The 22667-nt window shown below is 53.3% G+C and carries 24 protein-coding genes and 1 pseudogene; 19 read left to right on the top strand and 6 right to left on the bottom strand.

Annotation, left to right across the window (positions count from 1 at the left end; all coding sequences use genetic code 11):
- Nucleotides 1–17: 17 nt before the first annotated feature.
- From ACOTXL_RS01190 to ACOTXL_RS01200, 3 genes are all read left to right on the top strand, one after another.
- A complete protein-coding gene (locus ACOTXL_RS01190) occupies nt 18–758 on the top strand; it encodes a response regulator (RefSeq protein ID WP_022651194.1) in 741 nt (246 codons plus the stop codon).
- Nucleotides 755–2050: an ATP-binding protein gene (locus ACOTXL_RS01195; RefSeq protein ID WP_032609216.1), complete on the top strand. Its 1296-nt coding sequence runs from the start codon at nt 755–757 to the stop codon at nt 2048–2050. Before ACOTXL_RS01190 ends, ACOTXL_RS01195 begins: the two co-directional genes overlap by 4 nt.
- Before the next feature lie 135 nt (nt 2051–2185).
- Nucleotides 2186–3376, top strand: a complete 1191-nt coding sequence (locus ACOTXL_RS01200) for a cytochrome c biogenesis protein/redoxin (protein WP_045349938.1) — start codon at nt 2186–2188, stop codon at nt 3374–3376.
- Nucleotides 3377–3382: 6 nt separating this feature from the next.
- Here ACOTXL_RS01200 and tam read toward each other — a convergent pair whose 3' ends face one another.
- A complete protein-coding gene (gene tam / locus ACOTXL_RS01205; protein ID WP_023314159.1) occupies nt 3383–4141 on the bottom strand; it encodes a trans-aconitate 2-methyltransferase in 759 nt (252 codons plus the stop codon).
- An 84-nt stretch (nt 4142–4225) separates the two neighbouring features.
- A complete protein-coding gene (locus tag ACOTXL_RS01210) occupies nt 4226–4810 on the bottom strand; it encodes an NUDIX hydrolase (protein ID WP_023324657.1) in 585 nt (194 codons plus the stop codon).
- 86 nt (nt 4811–4896) lie between these two features.
- Here ACOTXL_RS01210 and ACOTXL_RS01215 point away from each other — a divergent pair, with 86 nt between their 5' ends.
- The 5 genes and pseudogenes from ACOTXL_RS01215 (at nt 4897) to ACOTXL_RS01235 (ending at nt 9467) form a co-directional block, all read left to right on the top strand.
- The gene (locus ACOTXL_RS01215; protein ID WP_023324658.1) at nt 4897–5655 is read left to right on the top strand and encodes a DeoR/GlpR family DNA-binding transcription regulator; all 759 of its coding nucleotides are present in this window, start codon (nt 4897–4899) and stop codon (nt 5653–5655) included.
- A gap of 104 nt (nt 5656–5759) precedes the next feature.
- The gene (locus tag ACOTXL_RS01220; RefSeq protein WP_045349941.1) at nt 5760–7052 is read left to right on the top strand and encodes a glycoside hydrolase family 28 protein; all 1293 of its coding nucleotides are present in this window, start codon (nt 5760–5762) and stop codon (nt 7050–7052) included.
- A gap of 128 nt (nt 7053–7180) precedes the next feature.
- Nucleotides 7181–8034: pseudogene (locus ACOTXL_RS01225) on the top strand (LacI family DNA-binding transcriptional regulator); the annotation flags it as partial.
- Nucleotides 8035–8055: 21 nt separating this feature from the next.
- Complete coding sequence (locus ACOTXL_RS01230) at nt 8056–8262, top strand: hypothetical protein (protein ID WP_045346186.1); 207 nt, start codon at nt 8056–8058, stop codon at nt 8260–8262.
- 167 nt (nt 8263–8429) lie between these two features.
- Nucleotides 8430–9467: an aldo/keto reductase gene (locus ACOTXL_RS01235; RefSeq protein WP_045346187.1), complete on the top strand. Its 1038-nt coding sequence runs from the start codon at nt 8430–8432 to the stop codon at nt 9465–9467.
- Between the two features lie 51 nt (nt 9468–9518).
- On the opposite strand, the gene ACOTXL_RS01240 is transcribed toward ACOTXL_RS01235, so the two are convergent.
- The 3 genes from ACOTXL_RS01240 to ACOTXL_RS01250 all read right to left on the bottom strand — a co-directional run bounded on the left by ACOTXL_RS01240 (nt 9519) and on the right by ACOTXL_RS01250 (nt 12743).
- Nucleotides 9519–10463 carry an SMP-30/gluconolactonase/LRE family protein gene (locus ACOTXL_RS01240; RefSeq protein WP_045346188.1) on the bottom strand — a complete coding sequence of 315 codons (945 nt, stop codon included), beginning with the start codon at nt 10461–10463 and terminating at the stop codon, nt 9519–9521.
- A gap of 65 nt (nt 10464–10528) precedes the next feature.
- Entirely contained in the window at nt 10529–11710 is a 1182-nt protein-coding gene (locus tag ACOTXL_RS01245) for an aldo/keto reductase (RefSeq protein WP_045350049.1), read from the bottom strand.
- 46 nt (nt 11711–11756) lie between these two features.
- Nucleotides 11757–12743, bottom strand: a complete 987-nt coding sequence (locus tag ACOTXL_RS01250) for an aldo/keto reductase (RefSeq protein WP_045346189.1) — start codon at nt 12741–12743, stop codon at nt 11757–11759.
- Between the two features lie 212 nt (nt 12744–12955).
- Between ACOTXL_RS01250 and ACOTXL_RS01255 the strand changes: the two genes are divergently transcribed.
- Nucleotides 12956–13864: a LysR family transcriptional regulator gene (locus ACOTXL_RS01255; RefSeq protein ID WP_045346190.1), complete on the top strand. Its 909-nt coding sequence runs from the start codon at nt 12956–12958 to the stop codon at nt 13862–13864.
- 36 nt (nt 13865–13900) lie between these two features.
- Here the strand turns inward: ACOTXL_RS01255 and ACOTXL_RS01260 are convergent, their stop codons facing one another.
- Nucleotides 13901–14800, bottom strand: coding sequence for a LysR family transcriptional regulator (locus ACOTXL_RS01260; RefSeq protein ID WP_045349943.1), 900 nt, complete (start codon nt 14798–14800; stop codon nt 13901–13903).
- 139 nt (nt 14801–14939) lie between these two features.
- On the opposite strand from ACOTXL_RS01260, the gene ACOTXL_RS01265 reads away from it, so the two are divergent.
- The 10 genes from ACOTXL_RS01265 to ACOTXL_RS01310 all read left to right on the top strand — a co-directional run bounded on the left by ACOTXL_RS01265 (nt 14940) and on the right by ACOTXL_RS01310 (nt 22473).
- The gene (locus ACOTXL_RS01265) at nt 14940–15245 is read left to right on the top strand and encodes a hypothetical protein (RefSeq protein ID WP_045349945.1); all 306 of its coding nucleotides are present in this window, start codon (nt 14940–14942) and stop codon (nt 15243–15245) included.
- A gap of 11 nt (nt 15246–15256) precedes the next feature.
- On the top strand, nt 15257–15946 hold the full coding sequence (locus ACOTXL_RS01270; protein WP_045349947.1) for a type 1 glutamine amidotransferase domain-containing protein: 690 nt from the start codon (nt 15257–15259) through the stop codon (nt 15944–15946).
- An 84-nt stretch (nt 15947–16030) separates the two neighbouring features.
- Complete coding sequence (locus tag ACOTXL_RS01275; protein ID WP_024908509.1) at nt 16031–16978, top strand: aldo/keto reductase; 948 nt, start codon at nt 16031–16033, stop codon at nt 16976–16978.
- Between the two features lie 102 nt (nt 16979–17080).
- The gene (locus ACOTXL_RS01280; RefSeq protein ID WP_045349949.1) at nt 17081–18115 is read left to right on the top strand and encodes an amidohydrolase family protein; all 1035 of its coding nucleotides are present in this window, start codon (nt 17081–17083) and stop codon (nt 18113–18115) included.
- A 150-nt stretch (nt 18116–18265) separates the two neighbouring features.
- The gene (locus ACOTXL_RS01285; RefSeq protein ID WP_045346197.1) at nt 18266–18838 is read left to right on the top strand and encodes an NAD(P)H-dependent oxidoreductase; all 573 of its coding nucleotides are present in this window, start codon (nt 18266–18268) and stop codon (nt 18836–18838) included.
- 2 nt (nt 18839–18840) lie between these two features.
- A complete protein-coding gene (locus tag ACOTXL_RS01290; RefSeq protein WP_045346198.1) occupies nt 18841–19860 on the top strand; it encodes an aldo/keto reductase in 1020 nt (339 codons plus the stop codon).
- 38 nt (nt 19861–19898) lie between these two features.
- Complete coding sequence (locus ACOTXL_RS01295; RefSeq protein ID WP_023292403.1) at nt 19899–20276, top strand: DUF1330 domain-containing protein; 378 nt, start codon at nt 19899–19901, stop codon at nt 20274–20276.
- Nucleotides 20277–20312: 36 nt separating this feature from the next.
- The gene (locus ACOTXL_RS01300; RefSeq protein WP_086532006.1) at nt 20313–20918 is read left to right on the top strand and encodes an NAD(P)H-dependent oxidoreductase; all 606 of its coding nucleotides are present in this window, start codon (nt 20313–20315) and stop codon (nt 20916–20918) included.
- Nucleotides 20919–20943: 25 nt separating this feature from the next.
- Nucleotides 20944–21654 (top strand): putative quinol monooxygenase, encoded by a 711-nt coding sequence (locus ACOTXL_RS01305; RefSeq protein WP_045350053.1) that lies wholly within the window; start codon nt 20944–20946, stop codon nt 21652–21654.
- A 15-nt stretch (nt 21655–21669) separates the two neighbouring features.
- On the top strand, nt 21670–22473 hold the full coding sequence (locus ACOTXL_RS01310; protein WP_045349951.1) for a carboxymuconolactone decarboxylase family protein: 804 nt from the start codon (nt 21670–21672) through the stop codon (nt 22471–22473).
- Nucleotides 22474–22667: the final 194 nt, after the last annotated feature.

The following is a 22667-nucleotide window of genomic DNA, read 5'->3' on the forward strand; positions in this document are numbered from 1 at the left end:
TTAATCAGGAGCCTGCGGTGGAGCATATTGATCACATCCTTGTCGTCGATGACGACAGGGATATTCGTGAACTGATTGTCGATTACCTCGTGAAATCCGGCTACCACGCCTCTGGCGCGGCGAACGGGAAAGAGATGCGCGTAGTGCTCGACAAACAGCATATCGACCTGGTGGTGCTGGACGTGATGATGCCCGGCGATGATGGCCTGACGCTGTGTCGACAGCTGCGCAGCAGCAGGCATAAGGATCTGCCGATCCTGATGCTCACCGCGCGCAACGAGGACACGGACCGGATCCTGGGACTGGAGATGGGCGCCGACGATTATGTGGTGAAACCGTTTGTGGCCCGCGAACTGCTGGCGCGTATCAAAGCTATCCTGCGTCGTTTTCGTACTATGCCGCCTAATCTTCAGGTGACCGAGGCAGGGCGCCTGGTGGTGTTCGGTGAATGGCAACTGGATACCGTGGCGCGTCATCTGATTGATAACGAGGGGATGGTTGTGGCGCTCAGCGGGGCGGAATATCGCCTTTTGCGCGTATTCCTCGATCATCCTCAACGGGTGCTGACCCGCGATCAGCTGCTGAACCTGACGCAGGGACGTGATGCCGAGCTGTTTGAGCGTTCGATTGATCTCCTGGTGAGCCGCGTGCGACAGCGCCTGAATGAAGATGCCCGCACGCCGGCCTACATTAAAACCGTTCGCAGCGAAGGCTACGTTTTTACCATGCCGGTGACCATCGTCGAGGCCAATGAATGACGCTGTGGCCCCGCACCTTACTGGCCCGGCTGCTGATCATTGTGCTGCTTGGACTCTTACTGGCTAACGCGCTCAGCCTGACGCTGGTCATGGTTGAGCGAATGCACAGCGCGCGCACGGTTATGCTGGGCAATCTTGAGAATGACGTGGCGACCAGCGTGGCCATTCTCGACCGGCTTCCGGCCAAAGAGAGGCCAGAGTGGCTGGAACGGCTCAGTCGCGGTAATTATCGTTATATCCTTGGCCCCGGCGAGGCAGGCGCCGCACCAACGGACAAGCGCTCGCGGGATGCAATTCGCACCCTGAAAGAGACGCTTTCAGCCCAATATCCGCTCCAGTTTACGGCGGTGCCAGGGCCAATCTCCCATATTCAGGCCCATCTGACGCTCCGCGACGGCGCACCGCTCACTATCGATCTGATCCCGCGCATGCCGCCTGTCGCCAGCTGGTTACCCGTGGTGCTAGTTCTTCAGCTGTTACTTGTCGCGCTCTGCTCCTGGATTGCCGTACGCCAGGTTGTCCGGCCTTTCCTGCAATTCACGCGTGCGGTTGATTCCCTCGATCCTGCGGCCCATTCACCGATGACTGAAAAAGGACCGGTTGAAGTGCGCCAGGCTGCACACGCTTTTAATGAGATGCAGTCGCGGATACAAACGTATCTGCGTGAACGCGCGCAGATTCTGGCGTCCATTTCTCACGATCTCCAGACGCCCATCACGCGCATGAAGCTGCGGATCGAAATGGCAGATCAGCCCGAACTCCGCGATAAGCTGCTGAGCGACCTGGATAATATGTCGCGCCTGGTACGGGAGGGGATTGCCTATGCCCGGTCATCAGAATCACTGGAAGAGACCACGCTGAAGCTGGAGCTGAACGCGTGGGTTAACAGCATCGCCAGTGATTATCAGGACATTGGTAAAAACGTGCAGTTTCATGCACGCAATGCGCGTCTGCCGATCGTTACTCGTCCACAGGCATTGCGCAGGGTAATGACCAATCTGCTGGATAATGCGCTCAAGTTTGGCGATAGCGCGGTTATAGAGATTGATGAAGATGAAAGGCAGGTAGCGATCCGTATTATGGATAACGGCCCCGGCATCCCGGAGGCAGAACTGGAGGCGGTGTTACAGCCGTTCTACCGGGTTGAAACGTCGCGCAACCGCGAAACGGGCGGCACCGGGTTAGGCCTCGCCATTGCCGCGCAGCTCACCGCCCAGCTTGACGGGAAATTGCATCTTGCAAACCGGGCAGAGGGCGGGCTGGTCGTAAGCGTGACTCTTCCGCGCGGTTAATTGTACGCCTGTGTATCTGCACCCCGTGCCGATACGCAGGCAGACAAAATTCAGCTTTTCGCACACGGCCTGGACACATTCGTACGGTCAAATGACCTCACTGCACCTTCGCAGCAACCGTATCGTGAGGTCGTTATGTTTCTGATAATCGCTTTTTTGGGCGGCATGATTAGCCTGCTCAGTCCGTGCACGCTTCCCGTCATTCCTCTGCTGTTCGCTGGCTTTCAGGGGCAGCGCAAACACATTCTGGCGCTTCTGGCGGGAATGATTGTGATGTTCACGTTGGTGGCGATGGTAGTAACGATTGCCAGCGAGTGGATCGCTGACGCCACCGTTATCGGTCGCTGGATTGCGCTGCTGATACTGAGCATTGCCGCCCTGGCTCTGATCTTCCCGCAGTTTGCTCAGCGCATTGCCCGTCCGGCGGTCAGTGCGGGAAACGTTCTCAACACCCACAGCGTTCAGCGACGCGGCCTGGTTTCGGCTTTTCTGGCAGGACTGGCCGTTGGACTTCTTTGGTCCCCCTGTGCCGGACCGATTCTCGGGGCGATCTTCAGCATTAATATTGCGGGCCACTCGGCCATCGCAACCGGAGCGCTGTTAGCCGCTTACGGCAGTGGGTGCGCGTTGATGCTGGGGCTGCTTGTCGCGGGGGGCCGTAAGCTGATAACCCCTCTGAGAGCCAAATCCGCATTGATGGCGCGTTTGCGTCAGGGAGCGGGAGTGATGATGTTAGCTGCCGTTGCGTTCAACGCCAGCGGGATGACCTCAGCCCTGAAAGGTGCCAACGGTATTGCCGACCAGCTGGAAAACGCTCTGTTGAGCCTTGCGCAACCATCCTCCACGCAGGTGAAACTGCAACCAGTCGCTGACGCAACGCCAAGCAGCCAGCTACCATCATTAAGCGGCGGTACGGGCTGGGTAAACGGTGACCCTGTCACGTCTGAGGCCTTGCGGGGGAAAGTTGTGCTTATCGATTTCTGGACCTGGGACTGTATCAACTGCCAGCATACCCTTCCGCATGTTCGAGACTGGGCGAAGAAATATGAGTCACAAGGTCTGGTGGTGATTGGCGTCCATACCCCGGAATACCCCTGGGAAAAGCCGTTATCATCGGTGAAAAACGCGGTCAATAAATGGCAGCTGCCGTACCGCGTAGTGACGGATAATAACTACAAAATCTGGAGCGCGTTCGGAAATCAGTACTGGCCAGCGCATTACTATTTCGATGCGAAAGGGCAACTGCGTTACACCGCGTTTGGCGAAGGTAACTACGACAAGCAGGAGGCCGTGATTCAGCAGTTGCTCAAGGAAGCGCGTTCCTGATCCGGCTTACGGAACCCGCTGAGCCACCATAAACAGGCGCGGAAAAGCCAGCAGTATCTGCCCGTTCTCCTGGAGCGGATACTGCTCTTCCAGCAGCTCAAGGTAGCGTTTCAGATAGTTTTTCTGCTCGCTTTCGTTGAGTTCCTGTAACCACGGCCGTAACCCCGTCGCGCTGACCCAGTCAATAATCGCCTGATGAGAGCTCATCTGATGGAAGTAGGTGGTGCGCCAGATATCCACGTCACATCCCGCTTCCGTCAGAATATCGTAGTAGGCATGGATACCCGGCAATGGCTCGCGGCCACGATCGGGGTAGCCCTGTTCCCAGGCAACTTCACGCATCAGGGCGTGCGTCGGCTCAAGCCAGTTGTCAGGCATTTGCACCGCCAGCACGCCGTTTAACTGGAGCAGTGAAACCAGGTGTGGCAGAAGGTGGTAATGGTCCGGGATCCATTGCAATGAGGCGTTGGCGTAGATCAGGCTGAGCGGCTGGTCAGGTTTGTAGTGCCGGATATCCGCCTCAACAAAGTGGCAATCTGGCAGGGCCTGTCGGGCTTCCTCCAGCATGGCCGGGGAGTTATCCACGCCGGCGATCTGCGCAGAAGGCCAGCGCTGTTTCAGCAGCGCGGTGCTGTTGCCTGGCCCGCAGCCCAAATCCACGGCTGAGGTTATGTCAGCAAGCGGCACCCGGGCCAGTAACTCAGCGGCGGGACGTGTGCGTTCTGCGCTGTACTGTAGATAAAGAGAGGGATCCCAGTCGGCCATTTTCGCATCTCCATGTTGAGGTGTTCAGCAAGAATAGCACAGGCAAATACCTGCGCCGGGGCAGGTATCTGGCTAATGGTGAGATTATAAAATGCCTTTGAGGGCCAGGTGATAGAGCAGCATGATGGTTTTTCCGTCGACGATCTGCCCATTTTCAATGCCCCGAAGCGCGTCGTCCAGCGTCATTTCCAGCACGTCGATATCTTCCCCCTCAGCTTTAACGCCGCCGCCCGCGCTGGTCCGATCCTGCGGATGATATTCCGCCAGATAGAAGTAGAGTTTCTCGGTGACCGAGCCCGGGCTCATATAGGCCTCAAAAATTTTCTCTACGCGCGTCACCTTAAACCCGGTTTCTTCTTCCGCTTCGGCCTTAATCCGGCTTTCCGGGTCAAGGTTATCGAGCAACCCGGCGGCCGCCTCAATGAGATCCTCTTCGTGACCATTGATAAACACCGGGAAACGGAACTGACGCGTCAGAATGACGGTTTTGCTGTCGCGATTATAGAGCAGGATCGTCGCGCCATTCCCCCGGTCATACACTTCACGCTCTTGCCGCTGCCAGTCGCCATCGCTGCGCTGGAAGTCAAAAGTGTATTTTTTTAGGTTATACCAGTTGTCGGACAACGTTTCGCTGTTGATGATGCGTATATCTGCACGTTTTGATTGCACGTTTGGCTCTCCTCTCGTAGAGTAAGCATCATAAACAGCACTATCGTGCAAATACAAGACACATCGTGCAACATCAGGAATAAATCATGCTCACAAGCCAGCGTAAACAGTTGATTCTGGAAAAACTGGAGGCGGAAGGCCAGGTCCAGTCAACTGCGCTCAGCCTCTTTTTCTCGGTGTCTGAGGACACTATCCGCCGGGATTTACGTGAACTGGCGGCAGAAGGGCGTTTGCAGCGTGTTCACGGCGGTGCACTGCCAGCATCTTCAGCGATTGCGCCTTTTGCCGAGCGTCAGTCCGTCAAAATGGATGCAAAAAAACGCGTGGCACGGCGAGGCGCGCAGCTCATTTCACCGGGGCAGGTGGTGATCATTGATGGCGGGACGACCACCTCTGAACTTATTACATTCTTCCCACCCGATTTACCGATAACCGTGGTGACGCACAGCCCGGGTATCGCATTGGGTCTGGTCGGCCATCCGAGCATAGAGGTGATCCTGATCGGTGGTCGTTTGTATAAACACTCCATCGTCACGGTCGGCGCGGCCGCAATTGAAGGCATCAATAATATTCATGCGGATCTGTTTTTCATGGGTGTCACCGGCGTGCATCCTGAGGCCGGGCTGACCACCGGAGATTATGAAGAAGCGTGCATCAAACGTGCATTTTCCGGCAGAGCGGCGGAAACGGTGGTACTGGCCTCGCCGGAAAAGATCAACACGGCCTCGGCGTTCGTGATTGGCGACCTGTCGCTGGTGAATACGCTGGTTGTTGAAAACACAACGGATGAACGCTGGGTGAGCGCCATGAAAGAAAAGGGCGTTACGGTGATCGCAAGCCAGTAAATATCCGCTTTTTTGCCAGCCTGACCGCCAGGCTGTCAAAAAGACAAAGGTTATCCTTCACGCGGATTTCTAGACTAAGGCTTTCATTTGTTTAAGGACAAGCCATGAAAGCGATCTCCATTCTGGCGTGTGGCGCGGACCCAACCGCGCAACGCCTGTCAACGTCTGCCATTCAGCAGGCCATAAACAGTGCTCAAGAGAACGATGTCATTCTTATTCCGCAAGGCCGTTTTCTGACCGGCGCACTGTTTCTGAAAAGCGGTGTTTCGCTTCGCCTGGATGCTGGCGCACAGCTCGTTGGAAGCCAGGATCTGGCTGATTATCCCCTGATAAACACCCGGGTGGCCGGCATTGATATGCGCTGGCCGGCAGGCATTATTAATATCATTGATTGTGAAAACGTCAGCATTACCGGTACAGGCACGATAGACGGGCAGGGTGTCATCTGGTGGCAACGCTTCTGGGGCGACGACGAACGCAGCGGCATGGTTGGCGATTACAGCGCCAGAGGATTACGCTGGGTGGTTGATTACGACTGTCAGCGCCCGCGCAATATCCTGGTCTTTGAAAGCCAGAACATTCTGCTGCGTGATTTTACCAGTCGGGAGTCCGGATTCTGGAACATACACCTCTGTTATTCGCGCCGTATCGCGGTTGAGGCTGTGCAAATCAGCAATTCTGCGGGGCCGAGCACCGACGGGATTGACGTCGACTCCTGCGAACAAGTGCGGATTGAACGCTGCATTGTGTCCTGCAATGACGACAATATTTGCATCAAATCAGGACGAGGACGCGAAGCGGCGCAAAAAGCACGTACCGCGCGGGATATAGTGATTCGAGGATGTACGCTGAATAAGGGATCCGGGATCACGCTGGGGAGTGAAACTTCAGGTGGCATTGAACGCGTCCTGATAGAAGATAACGCGTTTAACGGAACGGGCGTCGGATTTCGCATTAAGTCGGCCCGCAACCGTGGCGGGTTTATCCGTGATATCACCGTCCAAAATTTACGTCTTACGGACGTACGTTTTCCGGTGCTGATCCAGCTGAACTGGTTTCCGCAGTACAGCTATGGCGACCAGAGCAATTTATCTGATAAACCAGAACACTGGCGCAAGCTGGCTGAAGGTGTTGAGGGCGAAGCCGGTCTTACTGAGGTCAGCGGACTGACGATTAAAAATATGACGGCGCGTCGCTCAGACAACAAATATTTCTCGCGGGCATTTTTCATTGCGGGGTATCCGGAGCGTCCTGTGGCCGGGTTAACGCTGGAGGGGATTTTTATTGACGCGACAGAGTTTGGGAAAATTTCCGGTGTGGATGGGTTGCGCTTTCAGGATGTGCAGGTGACTGCCGTAGTGAACACGCAAGACTGTAACGACAGTTATGAACGTTGATGGCATAGAATCTATGGGCATAATTCGCTGAATGAGCAGAACAAGGCTGGGCCCGAAACGGCTGGATTTGTTCTTAATTAATTTTAGTGCGCATAATGTATATTATGTTAAATCACCTACTGTGGTAAATATTACGGGCCGTTGAAGAACTCAACTACCGCCCCAGCTTTGCCGCGCAAAACCTGGCGAGTCAGTCATCAAGCCATATCGGTGTGGTGCTTTCCTCACGTGATGAAAGCAGTGGCGCGCGTATTCTTCCCGCGCTTGCCGCGCAATGAAAGTGCTGAACAAAACGCTGATCGTCGAGTATGTGGATAATGACGTCGAACATGCAGCTTCGGTAGATGATTTACAACGGCAATGCGCCGCGGTTGTGGTGTTCGGACCAGTTGTACCGGGCAGTGGCGATAACGTGATTTCTTTCGACCGACCCGTGGTGGATGCGAAAAGTCAGGGCTACGATTTCGCATTTGCTACGGAGAGCGCCTGCCGCTACATGATAGGTAAAGGCCATCGCAACATCGCGCTGGTTATCGATAACGAGACGGATGACGCAAGCAAGCGAATGGTCGAAGGTTATCGCAACGTGTTGCAGAACTACTCATTTCCGTTTAAACGCCAGTTGGTATTAACAGCCAATGAGAATGTCGAACGCGCGCTGTTGACGCTTATTAATAGTCTGAGCAAGTTCTCTTCCATCGTAGTTAAGCGTGATGCTTATGCTGCAGAGGCCATGCGCCTGTTCCGCGAATTTAATATTGCCGTGCCTCAGGAGGTTTCCCTCCTCAGTCTTGAGGATTCACCGTTGGCCACGCAGTTATACCCGCAACTGACCTGCATTTCCTGGCCAATGGAATCCCTCCTGCACCAGTGCGTACAGCGCATTAAAAGCATCGTTGAGGGTCGTCCGCTTCGCGAAACGGAACTGCCACCGATAATTGGTAAGCTTACGCCTCGCCAGTCGGTGCTGGAAATGAGTTAAAAATTTTTCAGGAGTGAAGATATGAATGCAGTCCAGCTTTTGTGTTCTCTGGCATTGATTTTGGTCGCATCCTTTCGCATTTTTGCGCAGGAACCAGAGCTCCCGCTGAAGGAACAGGTCAATACAGATGAAGGTACAATCTGCGTTTATGAACGCGGGGAACACCGTGAAAAAATTGTTATTCCTGTTGGTCAGCCGTGTCCGAAAACCTCACCCAACAATAATTAATGATGTCAGTGTGTGGGCGCTGTCCTTGTATGTAAAATCCACTGACGATTACGCCCATCTGTGAAAAAAATTCACTACACCATTCGATGGCGCATGCTGGTTCCCTTCATGTCAGTGCAATACCCTTTCACATACAGAATTGCTGGCAATAAAAGAAGGAACACAGAATGAAGTATGTGAATCTGGGTCGTAGCGGTTTGCAAGTCTCCCGTCTTTGTCTCGGTTGTATGAGCTATGGTGAACCTGAACGCTTGCCTCAACCCTGGTCCCTGGATGAAAAGGCGTCACGTCCGCTCATTCGTCAGGCGCTTGAAGCGGGCATTAATTTTTTTGATACCGCGAATATCTACTCGGGCGGAAGTTCTGAAGAGATCACTGGAAAAGCGCTGAGAGAAATGGCCAGACGCGATGAGATCGTTGTGGCGACAAAGACCTTCTTTCCGTGGCGCAACTCCCCCAATACCGGGTTTCTTTCCCGCAAGGCCATTTTTCAGTCTATTGACGATAGCCTGATGCGCTTAGGCATGGATTACGTGGATCTCTTTCAGATTCACCGCTTTGACCACTCCACGCCTGTTGAAGAGACCATGGAGGCTCTGCATGACCTCGTTAAATCAGGAAAAGTACGTTACATCGGCGCATCATCTATGGAAGCCTGGCGCTTTGCAAAAATGCAGCATACGGCAGAGCTTAACGGCTGGACCCGATTTATTACAATGCAACCGCAATACAACCTGCTTTACCGGGAAGAAGAGCGCGAGATGCTGCCCCTGTGTGAAGACCAGGGCGTTGGTGTGATCCCCTGGAGTCCGATGGCACGCGGCAGGCTCACGCGCGACTGGAGTGTCACGTCCCGACGAACGCAAAACGATGCCTTTGCGTTAAAAATGTATGAGAACGCAGCCCTGCTGGATAAGCCCGTTATTGATGTTGTTGCCAGCATTGCTGAAAAGCACGATGTGCCAAGAGCCCATGTTGCAATTGCCTGGTTGCTATCAAAAACGGTCATCACAGCCCCGATCATCGGCGCGACGAAACCAGAACATCTTTCCACGGCTATCAGCGCACTGGACTTTTCACTTAGCGATGCCGAAATCATGGAACTCGAGGCACACTATCTGCCGCATCCTGTCGACGGGATCATTCCCCCACTTCCGGATACGCCACCTTCACTCACACCGCCTTCAGCAATACAGGACTGTTAATGCCCTCCCCTGGCCCGGCGTTGCCGGGTCCCCCAGGCCACTCATGCCCGGTCATTGATGTGAAAAGGGAAGCGGTGCCGGCGCGAATGCGCCCGATCGAAAAATCATCGCTCCACCAGGTTCGGTCCCGCTGTTGGTGACAATGAACAACTCGTGATGTCCGGGTCGGATAGCCAGGCTTGTCGATTTAAGGTTACGACCTTTGTCGCGGTCAGGCAGCACAATTTGCCCAATCGGCAGTCCGTTGCGGTTGAAGACCATGATGCGACCCTGGCCTGAGATTGCCACATACACATTGCCTTCGCTGTCGACTCGGGCTCCATCTGGAGCGGGCCCGGTGAACTGATAGGTAACAACCGAACCAAAGGGGGCAATCGTGGTGGCGTCTGACAATCTTACGCGATGAAGCCTGTTTTTAGCGTGTTCAGTGGCCCATATCAGAGTACCGTCAGGGTCAATCGCTAAGCCGTTCCCGACAGCGAGTCCGGGCAGGATGGCGTGAATTGACCCGACGTTGGGACTAACGTAGAACACCCCACCCTGTGGATCGGCTGAATTTCCCCGGCTGTCTGTAAAATAAAATCCGCCCTGATTATCAAAGACAAGGTCGTTGGCAAGAAATCCCCCTTCAGGATCAACAATCATCTGCTCACGGGTGCCGTCGGGTTCGATAGCCCGAACAGAACCACGCTGCATATCGCCCACCGACGCGATAAAGATCCGTCCATCTTTGTGTACCGCCAGGCCGGAAGCACCGAAGGTATTCTCCTTAAGGACAATGGAAAGCTGCCGCTCCGGGGTGAGCTTAAACACGCGCCCCGTCGCCGCATCAACAAACAGCAGGTTATTGTTCCGATCGAACACCGCCCCTTCGAGCACGAGAGACGCCTCTGAAACGCTGAAGTACGGCTGGGCCTCCACGGTCTGAAGAGAACGCTCGCAGGGCGGTATGGGGACGGCACTGCGCGTAAGCGCGTTATGATTTAGTCCATTCATGTGGTTTATCCCCGGCAATAGCACTGAGGGAGACTTTACCTGCAGTCTCCCTGTAACAGCAGGTATTAATTTTTATCAAACTGACTTTCGGTAAACGGATCGGCGCGACCGCCCTGCAATGGGATTTTGGCAAGCGCCGCATCGATTTCGCGTAGCTCGCTGTCCGTCAACCGGACTTGCGGTGCACCGCTATTTTCTATCAGGTGCGGATATTGCGTCGTACCCGGGATGGGGACTATCCATGGCCGCTGAGCCATCACCCAGGCCAGCGCGAACTGAACCGGAGTGGTGTTTTTGCGGCGGGCCCACGATTGCGCAAATTCAAGCAGTACCATGTTTTTGGCCAGGGCATCGGGCTGGAAGCGTGGCAGGTTATGCCGCCGATCTGTGCTGTCGAACCGCTGGCTTGGATTGACTGCCCCGGCAAGGAAACTCCGGGCGGTCGGGCAGTAAGGTACAAAGCCGATACCCAGCTCTTCGAGCGTTGGAAATATCCGCGTCTCCGGTTCACGCCACCACATGGCATACTCACTCTGTACTGCAGTCACAGGGAGTACCGAATGTGCGCGGCGGATTGTCCTGGCACTCGCTTCCGACAATCCCCAGTGTTTCACTTTACCCTCCTGGATCAACGCCTTCACGGTTTCCGCCACATCCTCAATCGGCACATTCGGATCGGGGCGATGCTGATAAAGAAGATCGATATGGTCCGTTTTCAGACGCTTCAGCGAGCCCTCTACGGCACGGCGAATATGGTCAGGATGGCTGTTGAGGGAGGTTGGCTTCCCCTCCTCCACGCCGAAACCGAACTTAGTGGCAATCACCACACGATCGCGAACGGGGGCCAGTGCTTCCCCGACAAATTCTTCACTGAGATGGGGGCCATACACCTCGGCAGTATCAAAGAACGTGATGCCTTGTTCGAAGGCGGCCCGGATAAGCGAAACCATGGCTTTACGATCGCGCGGACCACCGCCGTAATACCCCACCATAGGCAGACACCCGAGTCCCATGCTGGAAACCTCCAGCGAGCCGAGTTTACGCGTGGTTAAGGTCTCCTTCTGGACGGGAACAGCACCCGAAGGGGCGCTCGACGTGTCCTGACCAGCCGGTTTAGCCATCACTGCTCCGCTCCTGCCAAGGGTGGTAGCGGCCAACGCCAGACCGGCGCCGGCGATCAGAAAATTGCGACGATCCCGGGAAGCGGGTACGGAAGCAGAATGCTGGTCATGCATCATCTTGCTCATAAACTGGAACTCCCTATAGCGAAGAAAGGATTCATTAATTTGGTCATTACCAGGCATAAGCCTGGGGCGCTTCTCCCCCGGGTCCGGGCCAGATTTCGTCGAGACAGCTCATGGTGTCGTCTGATAGCGTGATTGTCGTTGCGTGAAGCGCCTCCCGGAGTTGCTCGACCGTACGAGGCCCGATAAGTGGAGCAGTAACGACAGGATTCTGCAGGAGCCAGGCAAGAGCCACATCGGAAGGGGTTTCGTCGAGGTCCTCACATAATCCTTCGTAGGCTTCCAGCTGCGGACGATACTGTTCGATTAGACGGGAAAACGCGGGCCTTGCACGGCGCCCGCTTTCCATCTTTTTCAGTACGCCGCCAAGCAACCCTCCGGCAAGTGGACTCCAGGGAATCAGTCCCAGGCCAAAATGACGGCATGCGGGAATGACCTCCAGCTCAACAGTCCGGGCAGTCAGATTGTAGAGACTTTGCTCAGCAACCAGGCCAAGGGAATGACGGGCCGTAGCAACTGACTGCGCAGTCGCAATGTCCCAGCCCGCGAAATTGCTGCTACCGATATAAAGCACTTTTCCCTGCTGAACAAGGAGTTCCATGGCCTGCCAGATCTCTTCCCATGGCGTATAGCGATCGATGTGATGCATCTGATAGACGTCAATATGGTCGGTCTTAAGCCGTCGCAAACTGTCCTCGCAGGCCTTGCGAATATGGTAAGCAGAAAGACGGCGATCGTTCGGACCTGGCCCCATTGGCTGATAGACTTTCGTCGCCAGAACGATACGGTCACGGCGTCCCCCCTGCTGGATCCAGCGACCAATAATCTCTTCGGACAGCCCCGAGCCTTGCTGGATATCGGGTGATTGTTCGGTGCCATACACGTCCGCTGTATCAATGAAATTTATACCTGCCTCAAGCGCTTCATCCAGAATGCGGGCGCTGGTTTTCTCGTCGGTGACGTCACCAAAATTCATGGTTCCGAGACAAAGGCGGCTGACTTTCAGGCCGGTTCGGCCAAGATGCGTATAGTTCATACACGGCTCCGTTAGGTGAATGTTCCGCCCTGACCGACGGCCAGAGCGCATAATTTTCAAGAATAACGAAGCACAACGTGTTCAGTGAGAGGCGATGAGTGGATGGACTTGTGAAAAAAATTCAGCAACGGATTAGCCCTGGTCGGTCTATGGTGTATATCATTTCCGTATCAATACATTCGGGCCTTAACGCACAAGGAAAACGGTTCTGTATGCAAATAAGCAGAGCGGATGTCGCCGATCTCATTTATTTCATGGCTATTGCACGTCATCGCAGTTTCAGCCGTGCGGCGATTGAATTAGGTGTCAGTGCATCAGCGCTTAGTCATGCCCTGAAGGGGCTGGAAACCAGGCTCGGTGTTCGCCTCCTTAATCGCACGACCAAGAGCGTTACACCTACGGCTGCAGGTGAAGAACTGGTTCAGTCTGTACTTCAACCTTTCGACACGATAGAAGGCGCGCTTGAATCGCTTAACCGGTATCGTAATACCCCTACCGGACGTATCCGAATCAATGCTGCCGTTGAAGCGGCCAATCTTTTGCTTGCGCCAGTTATGCCCGCGTTTATGGATCGCTATCCCGATATTGAAATCGATATTGTGGCCAGCAACCGTATGGTTGACGTCACTGATGCGGGCTTCGATGCCGGTATCCGCTATGGTGGCACCGTTCCGGAAGACATGGTTGCCCGACGTTTATCTGCCGATATTCGCTGGGTTATCGCGGCATCCCCCGACTATCTTGAACGCTACGGAACGCCTGAATATCCGGATGATTTATTACACCATCGCTGTATAAGCAATCGTCTCGGCGACGATCGGATTTATCGCTGGGAACTTGAGCGAGACGGCGAAACGTACCAAATCACTGTGCCAGGCTCTGTGACGGTCAATCAGGCTGAAACGGGCCTTGTGGCCGTATTAGGCGGAGCCGGCCTGATGTATTTTCCGGAGCCTCTTGTTGCACCCTATGTGAAGGATGGACGGCTCCGCCTGGTGCTTACGGAGTGGTCCCCGCTGGAGGAAGGTTTTCATATCTATTATTCAAGCCGCCGGCAACTACCGACCGGGCTTCGCCTTCTGATTGAGTTCATCCAGGAGGCCAGGCCGCTGGGGTTGTGAAATAGCACTTCCATGCGGGACGATGCGTTATCGTCTTTATCGCCCCGTAGCGGATATCAGAAAATCAATCAGGGCCTTCACTCTTTTCGTTTTACCCGCGTTTTTGGGGTAATAGAGATACACTGGCGGGTAGGTTTTCCAGTAGCTCTCCATCACGGGTATAAAGCGCTCCCTGTCCGGCTGTAACTGTAAGATGGGTTCAAACAAACGTCCGATTCCCAGGCCGTTACGGATCCCGTCTGCCATAACGTCAATATCGTTGCTGATTAACTGCCCCGGCATCTCAACCGTCAACTGCTCTCCGCGATCGTTCAGAATCAACGGAAGGATGCGGTTGTTAGTAATAAAACGGTAGCCAATGAGCTTGTGTTGACTGAGGTCAGCCGGCACCTCGGGCATTCCATGCTCGCTGATATAAGCTGAGGATGCATATAACCCTTCACGAAAGGGTTTCATTAACGGCCGCGCCACCACCCCACCTTCGAGGATATCGCCAAAACGGATCCCAAGATCAAAACGCTCTTCGATAACATTCACGGTACCGTCGTAAACCGAAATTTCAAGCTGTATACCCGGATATTGCTGACAGAATTTCGCCATTGCAGGCTTAAGAATTAACAGATAGGCAAAACGCGAGAGCGTGATTCGCACGATACCAGAGGGCTCCTGATTCTGGTCGCGAATGCTTTCAAGCGAATGTTCCAGCGACTCCACCGCCGCAGCGGTCTGTTCCAGCAACAGCTGCCCGGTTTCCGTCAGCTCAATACGGCGGGTCGTACGCACAAAAAGCGGATGGCCATTATGATCTTCCAGCAGCTTAAGCGCATTGCTGACGGAGGGAGGCGTAATTTCCAGTTTTCTTGCGGCTGCCGAAATATTGCCCTCACGTGCAATGCTCTGAAAGATGCGTATCTGGTTATACAGGGCGTTATTCATAATGTGTTCCTAAAGCAATCTCCGCCTGATTATTAAGTACAGTCTAAAGATGCTTAAGTCAATGCTCCTCTAATCTTCGTGAAATTCGCCTCTTATACTTTTATCTCTTTCTACAACGACCTGAGTTCAGGAGACTATGATGCGAATTTTATGTCTGGATATCCCCGCACCTGGAGCATCGCTGGAAAAATATGCTCCACACCTTAACGCTGAAGCGCTACACGCCTGGGGATTGTATAAATCCGGCTTCATCCGCGACATCTACTTCCGTCAGGACAGACCTGGCGTCGCTATTTTTCTTGAATGTGACTCTGTCGATGAAGCGATGAACGTAATGGCCGAATTCCCGCTGGAAAAAGCTGGCTTATTAAGCTTTGAGTGCATTCCGCTTGGCTCCTTTATTAACTGGGAAAATCTCTTTGCCGCTGAATTTAAAAATAAATAGTGAGGCCCGATATGAAACCTGCAGATAAACCCGTGCTGTGTGTCGTTTCCAGTCATCCGATTAAAGGCGCATCCGGTGTACCAACCGGTTTTTTCCTGGCCGAGCTGACGCATCCGCTGAAAGTACTGGAAGATGCCGGACTAAAAACGATGATAGCCAGCATTCGCGGGGGACAGCCGCCGGTGGATGGATTTGACCTCAGTGATTCTGTCAACGCCTGGTACTGGAACGAAACCGATTTTCAGCAGCGCCTGGCAACAACACCAGCGTTATCCGAGCTGAACGGTACCGACTACAGCGCCGTTTTCTTTGCGGGCGGCCATGGAACCATGTGGGATTTCCGCGACAGCCAGGATGCCCAGCGTATTATCCGCGAAGTATATGAAAGTGATGGGATTGTCTCAGCCGTCTGCCACGGACCTGCGGCACTGGTTGACGCAAAGCTCAGCAGCGGCGAATACCTGGTGAAAGGCAAAAACGTGGCGGCCTTTACCAACAAGGAAGAGGAAGAAGTTCACACCACAGATGTGGTTCCCTACCTGCTTGAGACTGCACTTCGCGAGCATGGCGCGCTTCATCATGAAGCCCCGAACTGGTCTGAAAATGTGGTTACTGACGGTCGCCTTATCACGGGGCAGAATCCCGCTTCAGCACACGGTGTCGGTGTGGCGCTGTTAAATGCCCTCCGCCAGTCAGCTTAATCCATTCATCTCTTTTTCACCGTTACTCACCCTCTTTGGCCGGTTTACGTCAGCAATGTTCCGGCCTTTTTACAGGAGCTGAATATGAAAACACTACCTTCCGTCGCGCTGGGCACATGGTCCTGGGGCACAGGTTTCGCCGGTGGCGACACCGTCTTCGGCAATCATCTTTCTGATACTCAGATGGCAGACGTGTTCACCACGGCCATGAGTAAGGGCCTCAATCTCTGGGATACCGCAGCAGTATATGGCATGGGGAGTTCCGAGGCCGCGCTGGGAGCATTAGTCCGTCAGTTCCCCCGCGAGGATATGATTTTATCCACCAAATTCACACCGCAGATTGCGAACGAACAGTCAGCGCAGCCTGTCAGCGATATGCTTGAGGCCAGCCTTGGACGTCTGGGTGTGGACGCGATTGATATCTACTGGATCCATAATCCCCTCGACGTTGAGAAATGGACGCCAGGACTGATCCCACTTTTACAAAGCGGTAAGGTCAAACGCGTAGGTGTTTCCAACCACAATCTGGCACAAATCAGACGCGCCAACGAAATCCTTAACGCTTCCGGTTATTCCCTCAGTGCAGTACAAAATCACTACAGCCTGCTCTATCGCGCTTCTGAAGAGGCCGGGATCCTTGATTATTGCCGAAAAAATAACATCACGTTCTTTGCTTACATGGTCCTGGAGCAAGGCGCGCTCAGTGGTCGTTATGATTCAAATCATCCCATGCCTGCCGGGAGTGGCCGGGCCGAAAGTTATAACGCTGTACTGCCGCAGATTGAAAGATTAACCGCCGCCATGAAAAAAATGGGAGCCGAAAGGAATGCCAGCGTTGCACAGATAGCCATCGCATGGGCTATTGCAAAAGGTACCCTTCCCCTCGTTGGTGCGACTAAAGCCCATCACGTGCTGGACGCCGCCTGCGCTTCAGACATCCAGTTACGCGATGAGGAAATCATCCTGCTGGAACAACTCGCCGCAGAGACCAGAGTGGATACACGAGGCGCCTGGGAAAAACCGATGGTGTAAAGCCCATCCGGAACAGACTGTCATGAATCACATTCACGTATGGACAGTTCCGGGCGATCCTAATCTGTATCACTTTTACTGCTTTGTATGAATGGTGAGAATATGAAAATCATTTGCCTCGAAGAACATTATCTCGACAGCGAGTTAGGTCGAGCGTGTATGCCTGTTGCGCTTGAGCAGGCACCTTTCATTGGCGACTGGGGGAAAACCGTCGCTGATGGTCATAATCCTGACCGAAGCCGGCCGCAGATAGAAAAGAATGCGCTGATAAACACGAAAGGCGCTGATTTGGGAAGCCGCCGCCTCAGGGATATGGATGAGGCGGGAATTACCCTGCAGATACTCTCTGTGGGCGGATTCCCCCAGCTGGCACCCGAGGATGAAGCGGTAACATTAAATACGGCGGCAAACGATCGCCTTGCCGAGGCGGTAAGAAATCACCCAGATCGCTTCGCGGCATTTGCCACACTTCCCTGGGCACAGCCGAAAGATGCTGAAAATGAGCTTGTCCGCGCAGTTGAAAAACTAGGATTTAAAGGAGCACTGCTGAATGGCAGACCCTCTTCATGCTTTCTCGATCATCCTGACTATGACTCCCTGCTTTCCCGCTTTAATAAACTGAATGTGCCACTCTATCTTCATCCCGGATTACCGCTTAAAAGCGTACAGCAGGCCTACTTCACGGGCTTCAGCGCAGAGGTCAACGCCAGGCTTTCTATGTTTGGCTGGGGCTGGCATCACGAAGCGGGGATCCATTTGTTGCGGCTGATGTTATCGGGCGCATTTGATAAATATCCCAACCTGCAGGTAATCAGTGGCCACTGGGGGGAGATGTTACCCTTCTGGCTCCAGCGTCTTGATGACAGCCTACCACTGGCTGCAACGGGTCTGTCACGCACGCTAACGAGAACCTTCCAGGAGCACGTTTACGTTACCCCGTCAGGTATGCTGTCGCTGCCGCACTTCCAGTTTATCTACGCGTTAATGGGGGCAGAAAGGATCCTGTTCTCCGTCGATTATCCCTATCAGACCCTGGACGGTGTAAAAACCTTTATCGACAGTCTGCCCGTCAACAAGGCTGAAAAAGAGGCCATCGCATTTCGCAATGCAGAACGTTTACTGGGCATCACGGCGTAGTTCACGGGTTCGTGATGACCGGTACAATGAGAACAGTCGACCATTATTAGTTTTTGTCTAAAAGTGAATGAGTCTTTACTGCTCTAAAAAAAATAATGGTGTCACTCTATACTGGGTTAAACATTCACCAAATATATTTAACTCATTGAAATGAAAAATATCCTTATTGTTTCAGGCCATCCTGAGCTTACCCATTCCGTCGCCAATGCCACGATCCTTGATGAAGTGGCGACCGCCCTTCCCGATGCTGAAATTCGTCGTCTGGACTGGCTCTATCCGGACGGCAAATTCAATATCGCTGCGGAGCAGGAAAGCCTGCTCAGGGCCGATGTGATTGTCTGGCAGTTTCCTTTTTCCTGGTATGGGCTGCCCGGGTTAATGAAACAATGGCTGGACGAGGTCTTTGTCCACGGCTTCGCGCATGGCTCAACGGCGAAACTGGGCGGTAAAAAGCTGCTCCTCTCCTTCACTACAGGGGCGCCACAGGCGCTCTATACCGCTGACGGTTTCTTTGGCCATGCCATTGAAGAGTATCTAATTCCGTTCGAGACCACAGCAAAACTGTGCAATCTTGAGCTGCTGGAGCCGGTTTATACCTGCGGTATCAGCTATGCCGATCGGGATGCCGACAAACTCGCGCAGCAAAAAACGCTTGCCCGGGAACACGCTTTAAGGCTCGTCCATCTGCTCAATTCCGTCGTGAATAATCCAGAGGGAGAATAAAGATGCAGTATACCCGGCTCGGTAAAAGTGACTTACTGGTCTCCCGCATCTGTATGGGATGTATGGGATTTGGCGACCCGTTAACGGGCCAGCATCGCTGGACGCTGGACGAAACAGCAAGCCGGGACATCATCCGCTACGGTCTCGAAAAGGGTATCAATTTTTACGATACCGCTATCGCCTATCAGAACGGCTCCAGCGAGCGATACGTTGGCCGGGCGCTGCGGGAGATGGCAAAACGCGAGGACGTGGTGCTGGCCACCAAGTTTCTGCCACGAACCGCCGCGCAAATTGCCGCTGGGATCGGCGGAAAAGAGGCAATAGCCCGATCGCTCGACCAGAGCCTGCAGAATCTGGGGATGGACTACATCGACCTCTACATTTACCACATCTGGGATTACAACACGCCAGTTATTGAGGTGCTTGAAGCGCTTCATGCCGCCGTTACTGCGGGCAAAGTGCGCGCTATTGGTATTTCCAATTGCTATGCCTGGCAGCTTGCGAAAGCGAACGCCCTTGCCGAACGCGAAGGGCTGACGGCCTTTGTTTCCGTGCAAAGCCACTACAACCTGATTATGCGTGAAGATGAACGAGAGCTCTTCGGTCTGTGCGCTGAAGATGATATCGCCATGACCCCCTATAGCGCGCTGGCCAGCGGTCGTCTCTCCCGGAAAGAAGGCCACACGCGGCGAGCCTCCGAGGATGCCTATGCCCGCGGAAAATATGATAGCACGGCTGAACAGGATCGGAGCATTATCGAGCGCGTCGCCGAGCTTGCTGAACGACATCAGGTGTCCATGACGGAAATCTCACTCGCCTGGCTGCTGACAAAAGTCACGTCACCTGTCGTAGGGGCCACAAAAAAAGATCACGTCGATGGCGCGGTAAACGCCGTAAATCTTCAACTAAACCCGGAGGAAATCCGGTTTCTGGAAGAAACCTACCAGCCGCACGTTCTGACGGGGATCATGGCGCAAAACACGCCGCAAACGAAAGACGCCAGGCAGGTCTGGACGCGGTAGCCCTTATTCACTTTCATGAAAGCTTATGAGGAGGAAGGATGATTTTTAAAACAGTGGTAGCCACTCTTTTCACCCTCTCCGGGCTCGCGTCAGCCCTGGCAGCAACGCCTGCTTATTACATCGCAGAGTTTCAGGCGACCGATCTTGACGCTATCAAACCGTACAGCGCTCAGGTTGAATCTACCTTCAGACCTTTTGGTGGACGCTTCATCGTCAGAGGAGGTGAACCCGATGTTAAAGAAGGGTTTGGAGCACAGGGCAGACTGGTTGTAATCAAGTTTGAGAGTCTCAAAAATGCCCAAGACTGGTATAGCTCGGCCGCGTACCAGAAGATCATTCCTATCCGACACCGTGCCGGCAATTCGCGAACCTATATCGTAGAAGGATTGCCAGAACTGGCTCCTGTTACACCATAGCGTTTTACAATCCTGTTAAGACAAAGGAGGTTTATGATGGTGTTACTTCAGCGCAGAGCAGCAGCATTGTTTTTGTTTGCCTTTATCTTCCTCATGCCCGTTAGTCATGCTTATAGCCGTGAAAAGACCGACATTAAAACGCTCGTTATCGTCTCTCACCCTTATCCGGAACGCTCAGTTCTGACAAAAGGGCTGCAGGAAGCCGCTGCGAGTCTGGAAGGCGTGACGGTTCGCAACCTTGAGACGCTGTATGGCTATGACACACGTCGGATTAATGGCGACGCGGAGCGAAAAATGATGCGTGAGCACAGGCGTGTTGTTTTTATCTTCCCGACACACTGGTTCAACATTACACCAATGATGAAGGCCTGGCTGAATGAAACCTGGGGAAGTGTCGGACCCGGTCTTTGGCAGGGAAAGGAGATGTTTGTTGTCAGTACGGCTGCGGGGGGAAGCTCCACTTACGGGACGGACGGCAGGATCGGGGTATCGCTTACGGATGTGTTTTTACCGATGAAGGCAAGCGCCCTGCACGCAGGTATGACGTGGCTTCCGCCCCTGGTCTTTGAGAGCGCCAGCAGCGATCGGTTACCTTCTTACCAACACCAACTTATAGAACGTCTTAAACAGCCATTTCAGTAAAAGGATCATCGTGAAAAAGACTCTTATGCTTTTAATTTGCATACTGATAAGCAGCCCTGTCTTTGCAACAAAACTGGACGCGCCGGATAAGCGAGTGATGAATATCTTTGAGCTCGGCGTCAGGCCCGATCGGGACAAAGATTTTGCAGACGTAGCCAGACAGACGATTTCCGCTTCGGTTGATCATGAAGCAGGTACGCTGGCGATGTACGCCCTGCACCGCAGCGACAATCCACGTAAGGCATTCATGGTCGAACTCTATGAAAACGAGAGTGCTTACCGCAAACATCTGAATGCCGAACCATACAAGGCATTCGCTGCCCGGGCACCTGACATTATCGATCGGAAAAATAAAATCACTCTGGAGCCACAGTTTCTGGGGGACAAACATATCATACCGAATGAGCGAACCATTAATAATCTGGTGATCGTCGAGGTAAAGCCTGAATTTCAGACCGAATTTAAAAACATCGTCATGCCTGAAATGGCTGAGTCGCTCAAAGTAGAGAAAGGCGTGTTAGCCATGTATGCCGCTACAGACTCACAGACTCCGAACCGCTGGTATTTCTATGAGATTTACGCCAGTGAGGATGCGTATCAACTGCACCGACAAACGCCACACTTCCGTGACTATCTCAGGCAAACGGCGCATATGAGCGTCAGTAAGGAGGCTATCCCGGTAAAACCGGTATTTCTTCGTAACAAAGGCGGAATCAAACAGGATCCGTACCGTTGACCAGTGAGGATTGACATGAAAAGCATAATTGCAGCGGCGGCCATGTCGCTTGTTATTTCTGATTTTGCTAATGCTGAGGAAACAAGAGGTAAAGCTATGATGAAAATTGAACCTTCAGCGATTCCTGAAGCTGATATTCGTTCTGTCTCACCGGCTCTTGCGCGCTTTGGTCGAGAAGCTATTACAGAAGATCTGTGGACACGCGATGCCCTCTCACCCAGGGATCGTAGTATGGTGACCGTCGCCATGCTAATTGCCAGAAACCAGCCTGGCGACCTTAAGCACTTTATAGACATTGCCCTTGATAATGGCGTTACGCCAGCGGAATTGTCAGAAATCATTACCCATCTGGCGTTCTACTCAGGTTGGCCAAATGCAATGTCAGCCGTCAGCGTGACCAAAGCAGTATTTGAAACTCGTGGCGTCACGGCAGATGCACTTCCTGAAGCTTCTCCGGACCTGCTTCCTCTCAATCAGGAAGCAGAAAAGCAGCGTTCAGAGACAGTGGAAAAAAATGTTGGCCCAATATCTCCAGGCCTGGTTAAATTCACTGCTGATCCACTCTTCCTGGATCTCTGGCAAAGACCCGCGCTGAAACCCCGCGACAGAAGCCTGATTACGGTCAGCGCCTTAATCGCATCCGGACAGAGCGCGCAGATTGGCTATCACCTCAATAGAGCAATGGATAATGGACTTTCTGTTGAGGAAGCTGGTGAGATCGTTACCCAGGCCGCCTTCTATGCTGGCTGGCCAAACGCATTTACCGCTGCTCCGGTTGTGGGAGAGGTGCTAAACAATCGATCATCGAGTAAAAGGTAACATTACTGAACACTAAAACCTGACGCACATCACAAAATTAGAACGAACAGTTCATGAACCAACAGACGTGACATCGAGTGATTTATGGACAGCGTTTAACACAGTTATGAACCAAAACTGAGTTCATAACTGTGAGTTTGAATCGCCATTTGATTAATATCCATTTAAAACAGTTTGTTATACTGTTTCTGGTG

Origin of the sequence: Enterobacter cloacae complex sp. IR5402, assembly GCF_049238125.1 — a bacterium.
GTDB lineage: Bacteria > Pseudomonadota > Gammaproteobacteria > Enterobacterales > Enterobacteriaceae > Enterobacter > Enterobacter hormaechei_C.

Bases quoted from the DNA above. Each gene is read 5' to 3' on its own strand.
- ACOTXL_RS01260 (WP_045349943.1), bottom strand. From the start codon at position 14,800: ATGAATAACGCCCTGTATAACCAGATACGCATCTTTCAGAGCATTGCA.
- ACOTXL_RS01280 (WP_045349949.1), top strand. From the start codon at position 17,081: ATGAAAATCATTTGCCTCGAAGAACATTATCTCGACAGCGAGTTAGGT.
- ACOTXL_RS01235 (WP_045346187.1), top strand. From the start codon at position 8,430: ATGAAGTATGTGAATCTGGGTCGTAGCGGTTTGCAAGTCTCCCGTCTT.
- ACOTXL_RS01275 (WP_024908509.1), top strand. From the start codon at position 16,031: ATGAAAACACTACCTTCCGTCGCGCTGGGCACATGGTCCTGGGGCACA.
- tam (WP_023314159.1), bottom strand. From the start codon at position 4,141: ATGGCCGACTGGGATCCCTCTCTTTATCTACAGTACAGCGCAGAACGC.
- ACOTXL_RS01255 (WP_045346190.1), top strand. From the start codon at position 12,956: ATGCAAATAAGCAGAGCGGATGTCGCCGATCTCATTTATTTCATGGCT.
- ACOTXL_RS01215 (WP_023324658.1), top strand. From the start codon at position 4,897: ATGCTCACAAGCCAGCGTAAACAGTTGATTCTGGAAAAACTGGAGGCG.
- ACOTXL_RS01310 (WP_045349951.1), top strand. From the start codon at position 21,670: ATGAAAAGCATAATTGCAGCGGCGGCCATGTCGCTTGTTATTTCTGAT.
- ACOTXL_RS01250 (WP_045346189.1), bottom strand. From the start codon at position 12,743: ATGAACTATACGCATCTTGGCCGAACCGGCCTGAAAGTCAGCCGCCTT.
- ACOTXL_RS01195 (WP_032609216.1), top strand. From the start codon at position 755: ATGACGCTGTGGCCCCGCACCTTACTGGCCCGGCTGCTGATCATTGTG.
- ACOTXL_RS01200 (WP_045349938.1), top strand. From the start codon at position 2,186: ATGTTTCTGATAATCGCTTTTTTGGGCGGCATGATTAGCCTGCTCAGT.
- ACOTXL_RS01295 (WP_023292403.1), top strand. From the start codon at position 19,899: ATGATTTTTAAAACAGTGGTAGCCACTCTTTTCACCCTCTCCGGGCTC.
- ACOTXL_RS01265 (WP_045349945.1), top strand. From the start codon at position 14,940: ATGCGAATTTTATGTCTGGATATCCCCGCACCTGGAGCATCGCTGGAA.
- ACOTXL_RS01305 (WP_045350053.1), top strand. From the start codon at position 20,944: ATGCTTTTAATTTGCATACTGATAAGCAGCCCTGTCTTTGCAACAAAA.
- ACOTXL_RS01245 (WP_045350049.1), bottom strand. From the start codon at position 11,710: ATGAGCAAGATGATGCATGACCAGCATTCTGCTTCCGTACCCGCTTCC.
- ACOTXL_RS01220 (WP_045349941.1), top strand. From the start codon at position 5,760: ATGAAAGCGATCTCCATTCTGGCGTGTGGCGCGGACCCAACCGCGCAA.
- ACOTXL_RS01290 (WP_045346198.1), top strand. From the start codon at position 18,841: ATGCAGTATACCCGGCTCGGTAAAAGTGACTTACTGGTCTCCCGCATC.
- ACOTXL_RS01240 (WP_045346188.1), bottom strand. From the start codon at position 10,463: ATGAATGGACTAAATCATAACGCGCTTACGCGCAGTGCCGTCCCCATA.
- ACOTXL_RS01285 (WP_045346197.1), top strand. From the start codon at position 18,266: ATGAAAAATATCCTTATTGTTTCAGGCCATCCTGAGCTTACCCATTCC.
- ACOTXL_RS01300 (WP_086532006.1), top strand. From the start codon at position 20,313: ATGGTGTTACTTCAGCGCAGAGCAGCAGCATTGTTTTTGTTTGCCTTT.
- ACOTXL_RS01270 (WP_045349947.1), top strand. From the start codon at position 15,257: ATGAAACCTGCAGATAAACCCGTGCTGTGTGTCGTTTCCAGTCATCCG.
- ACOTXL_RS01230 (WP_045346186.1), top strand. From the start codon at position 8,056: ATGAATGCAGTCCAGCTTTTGTGTTCTCTGGCATTGATTTTGGTCGCA.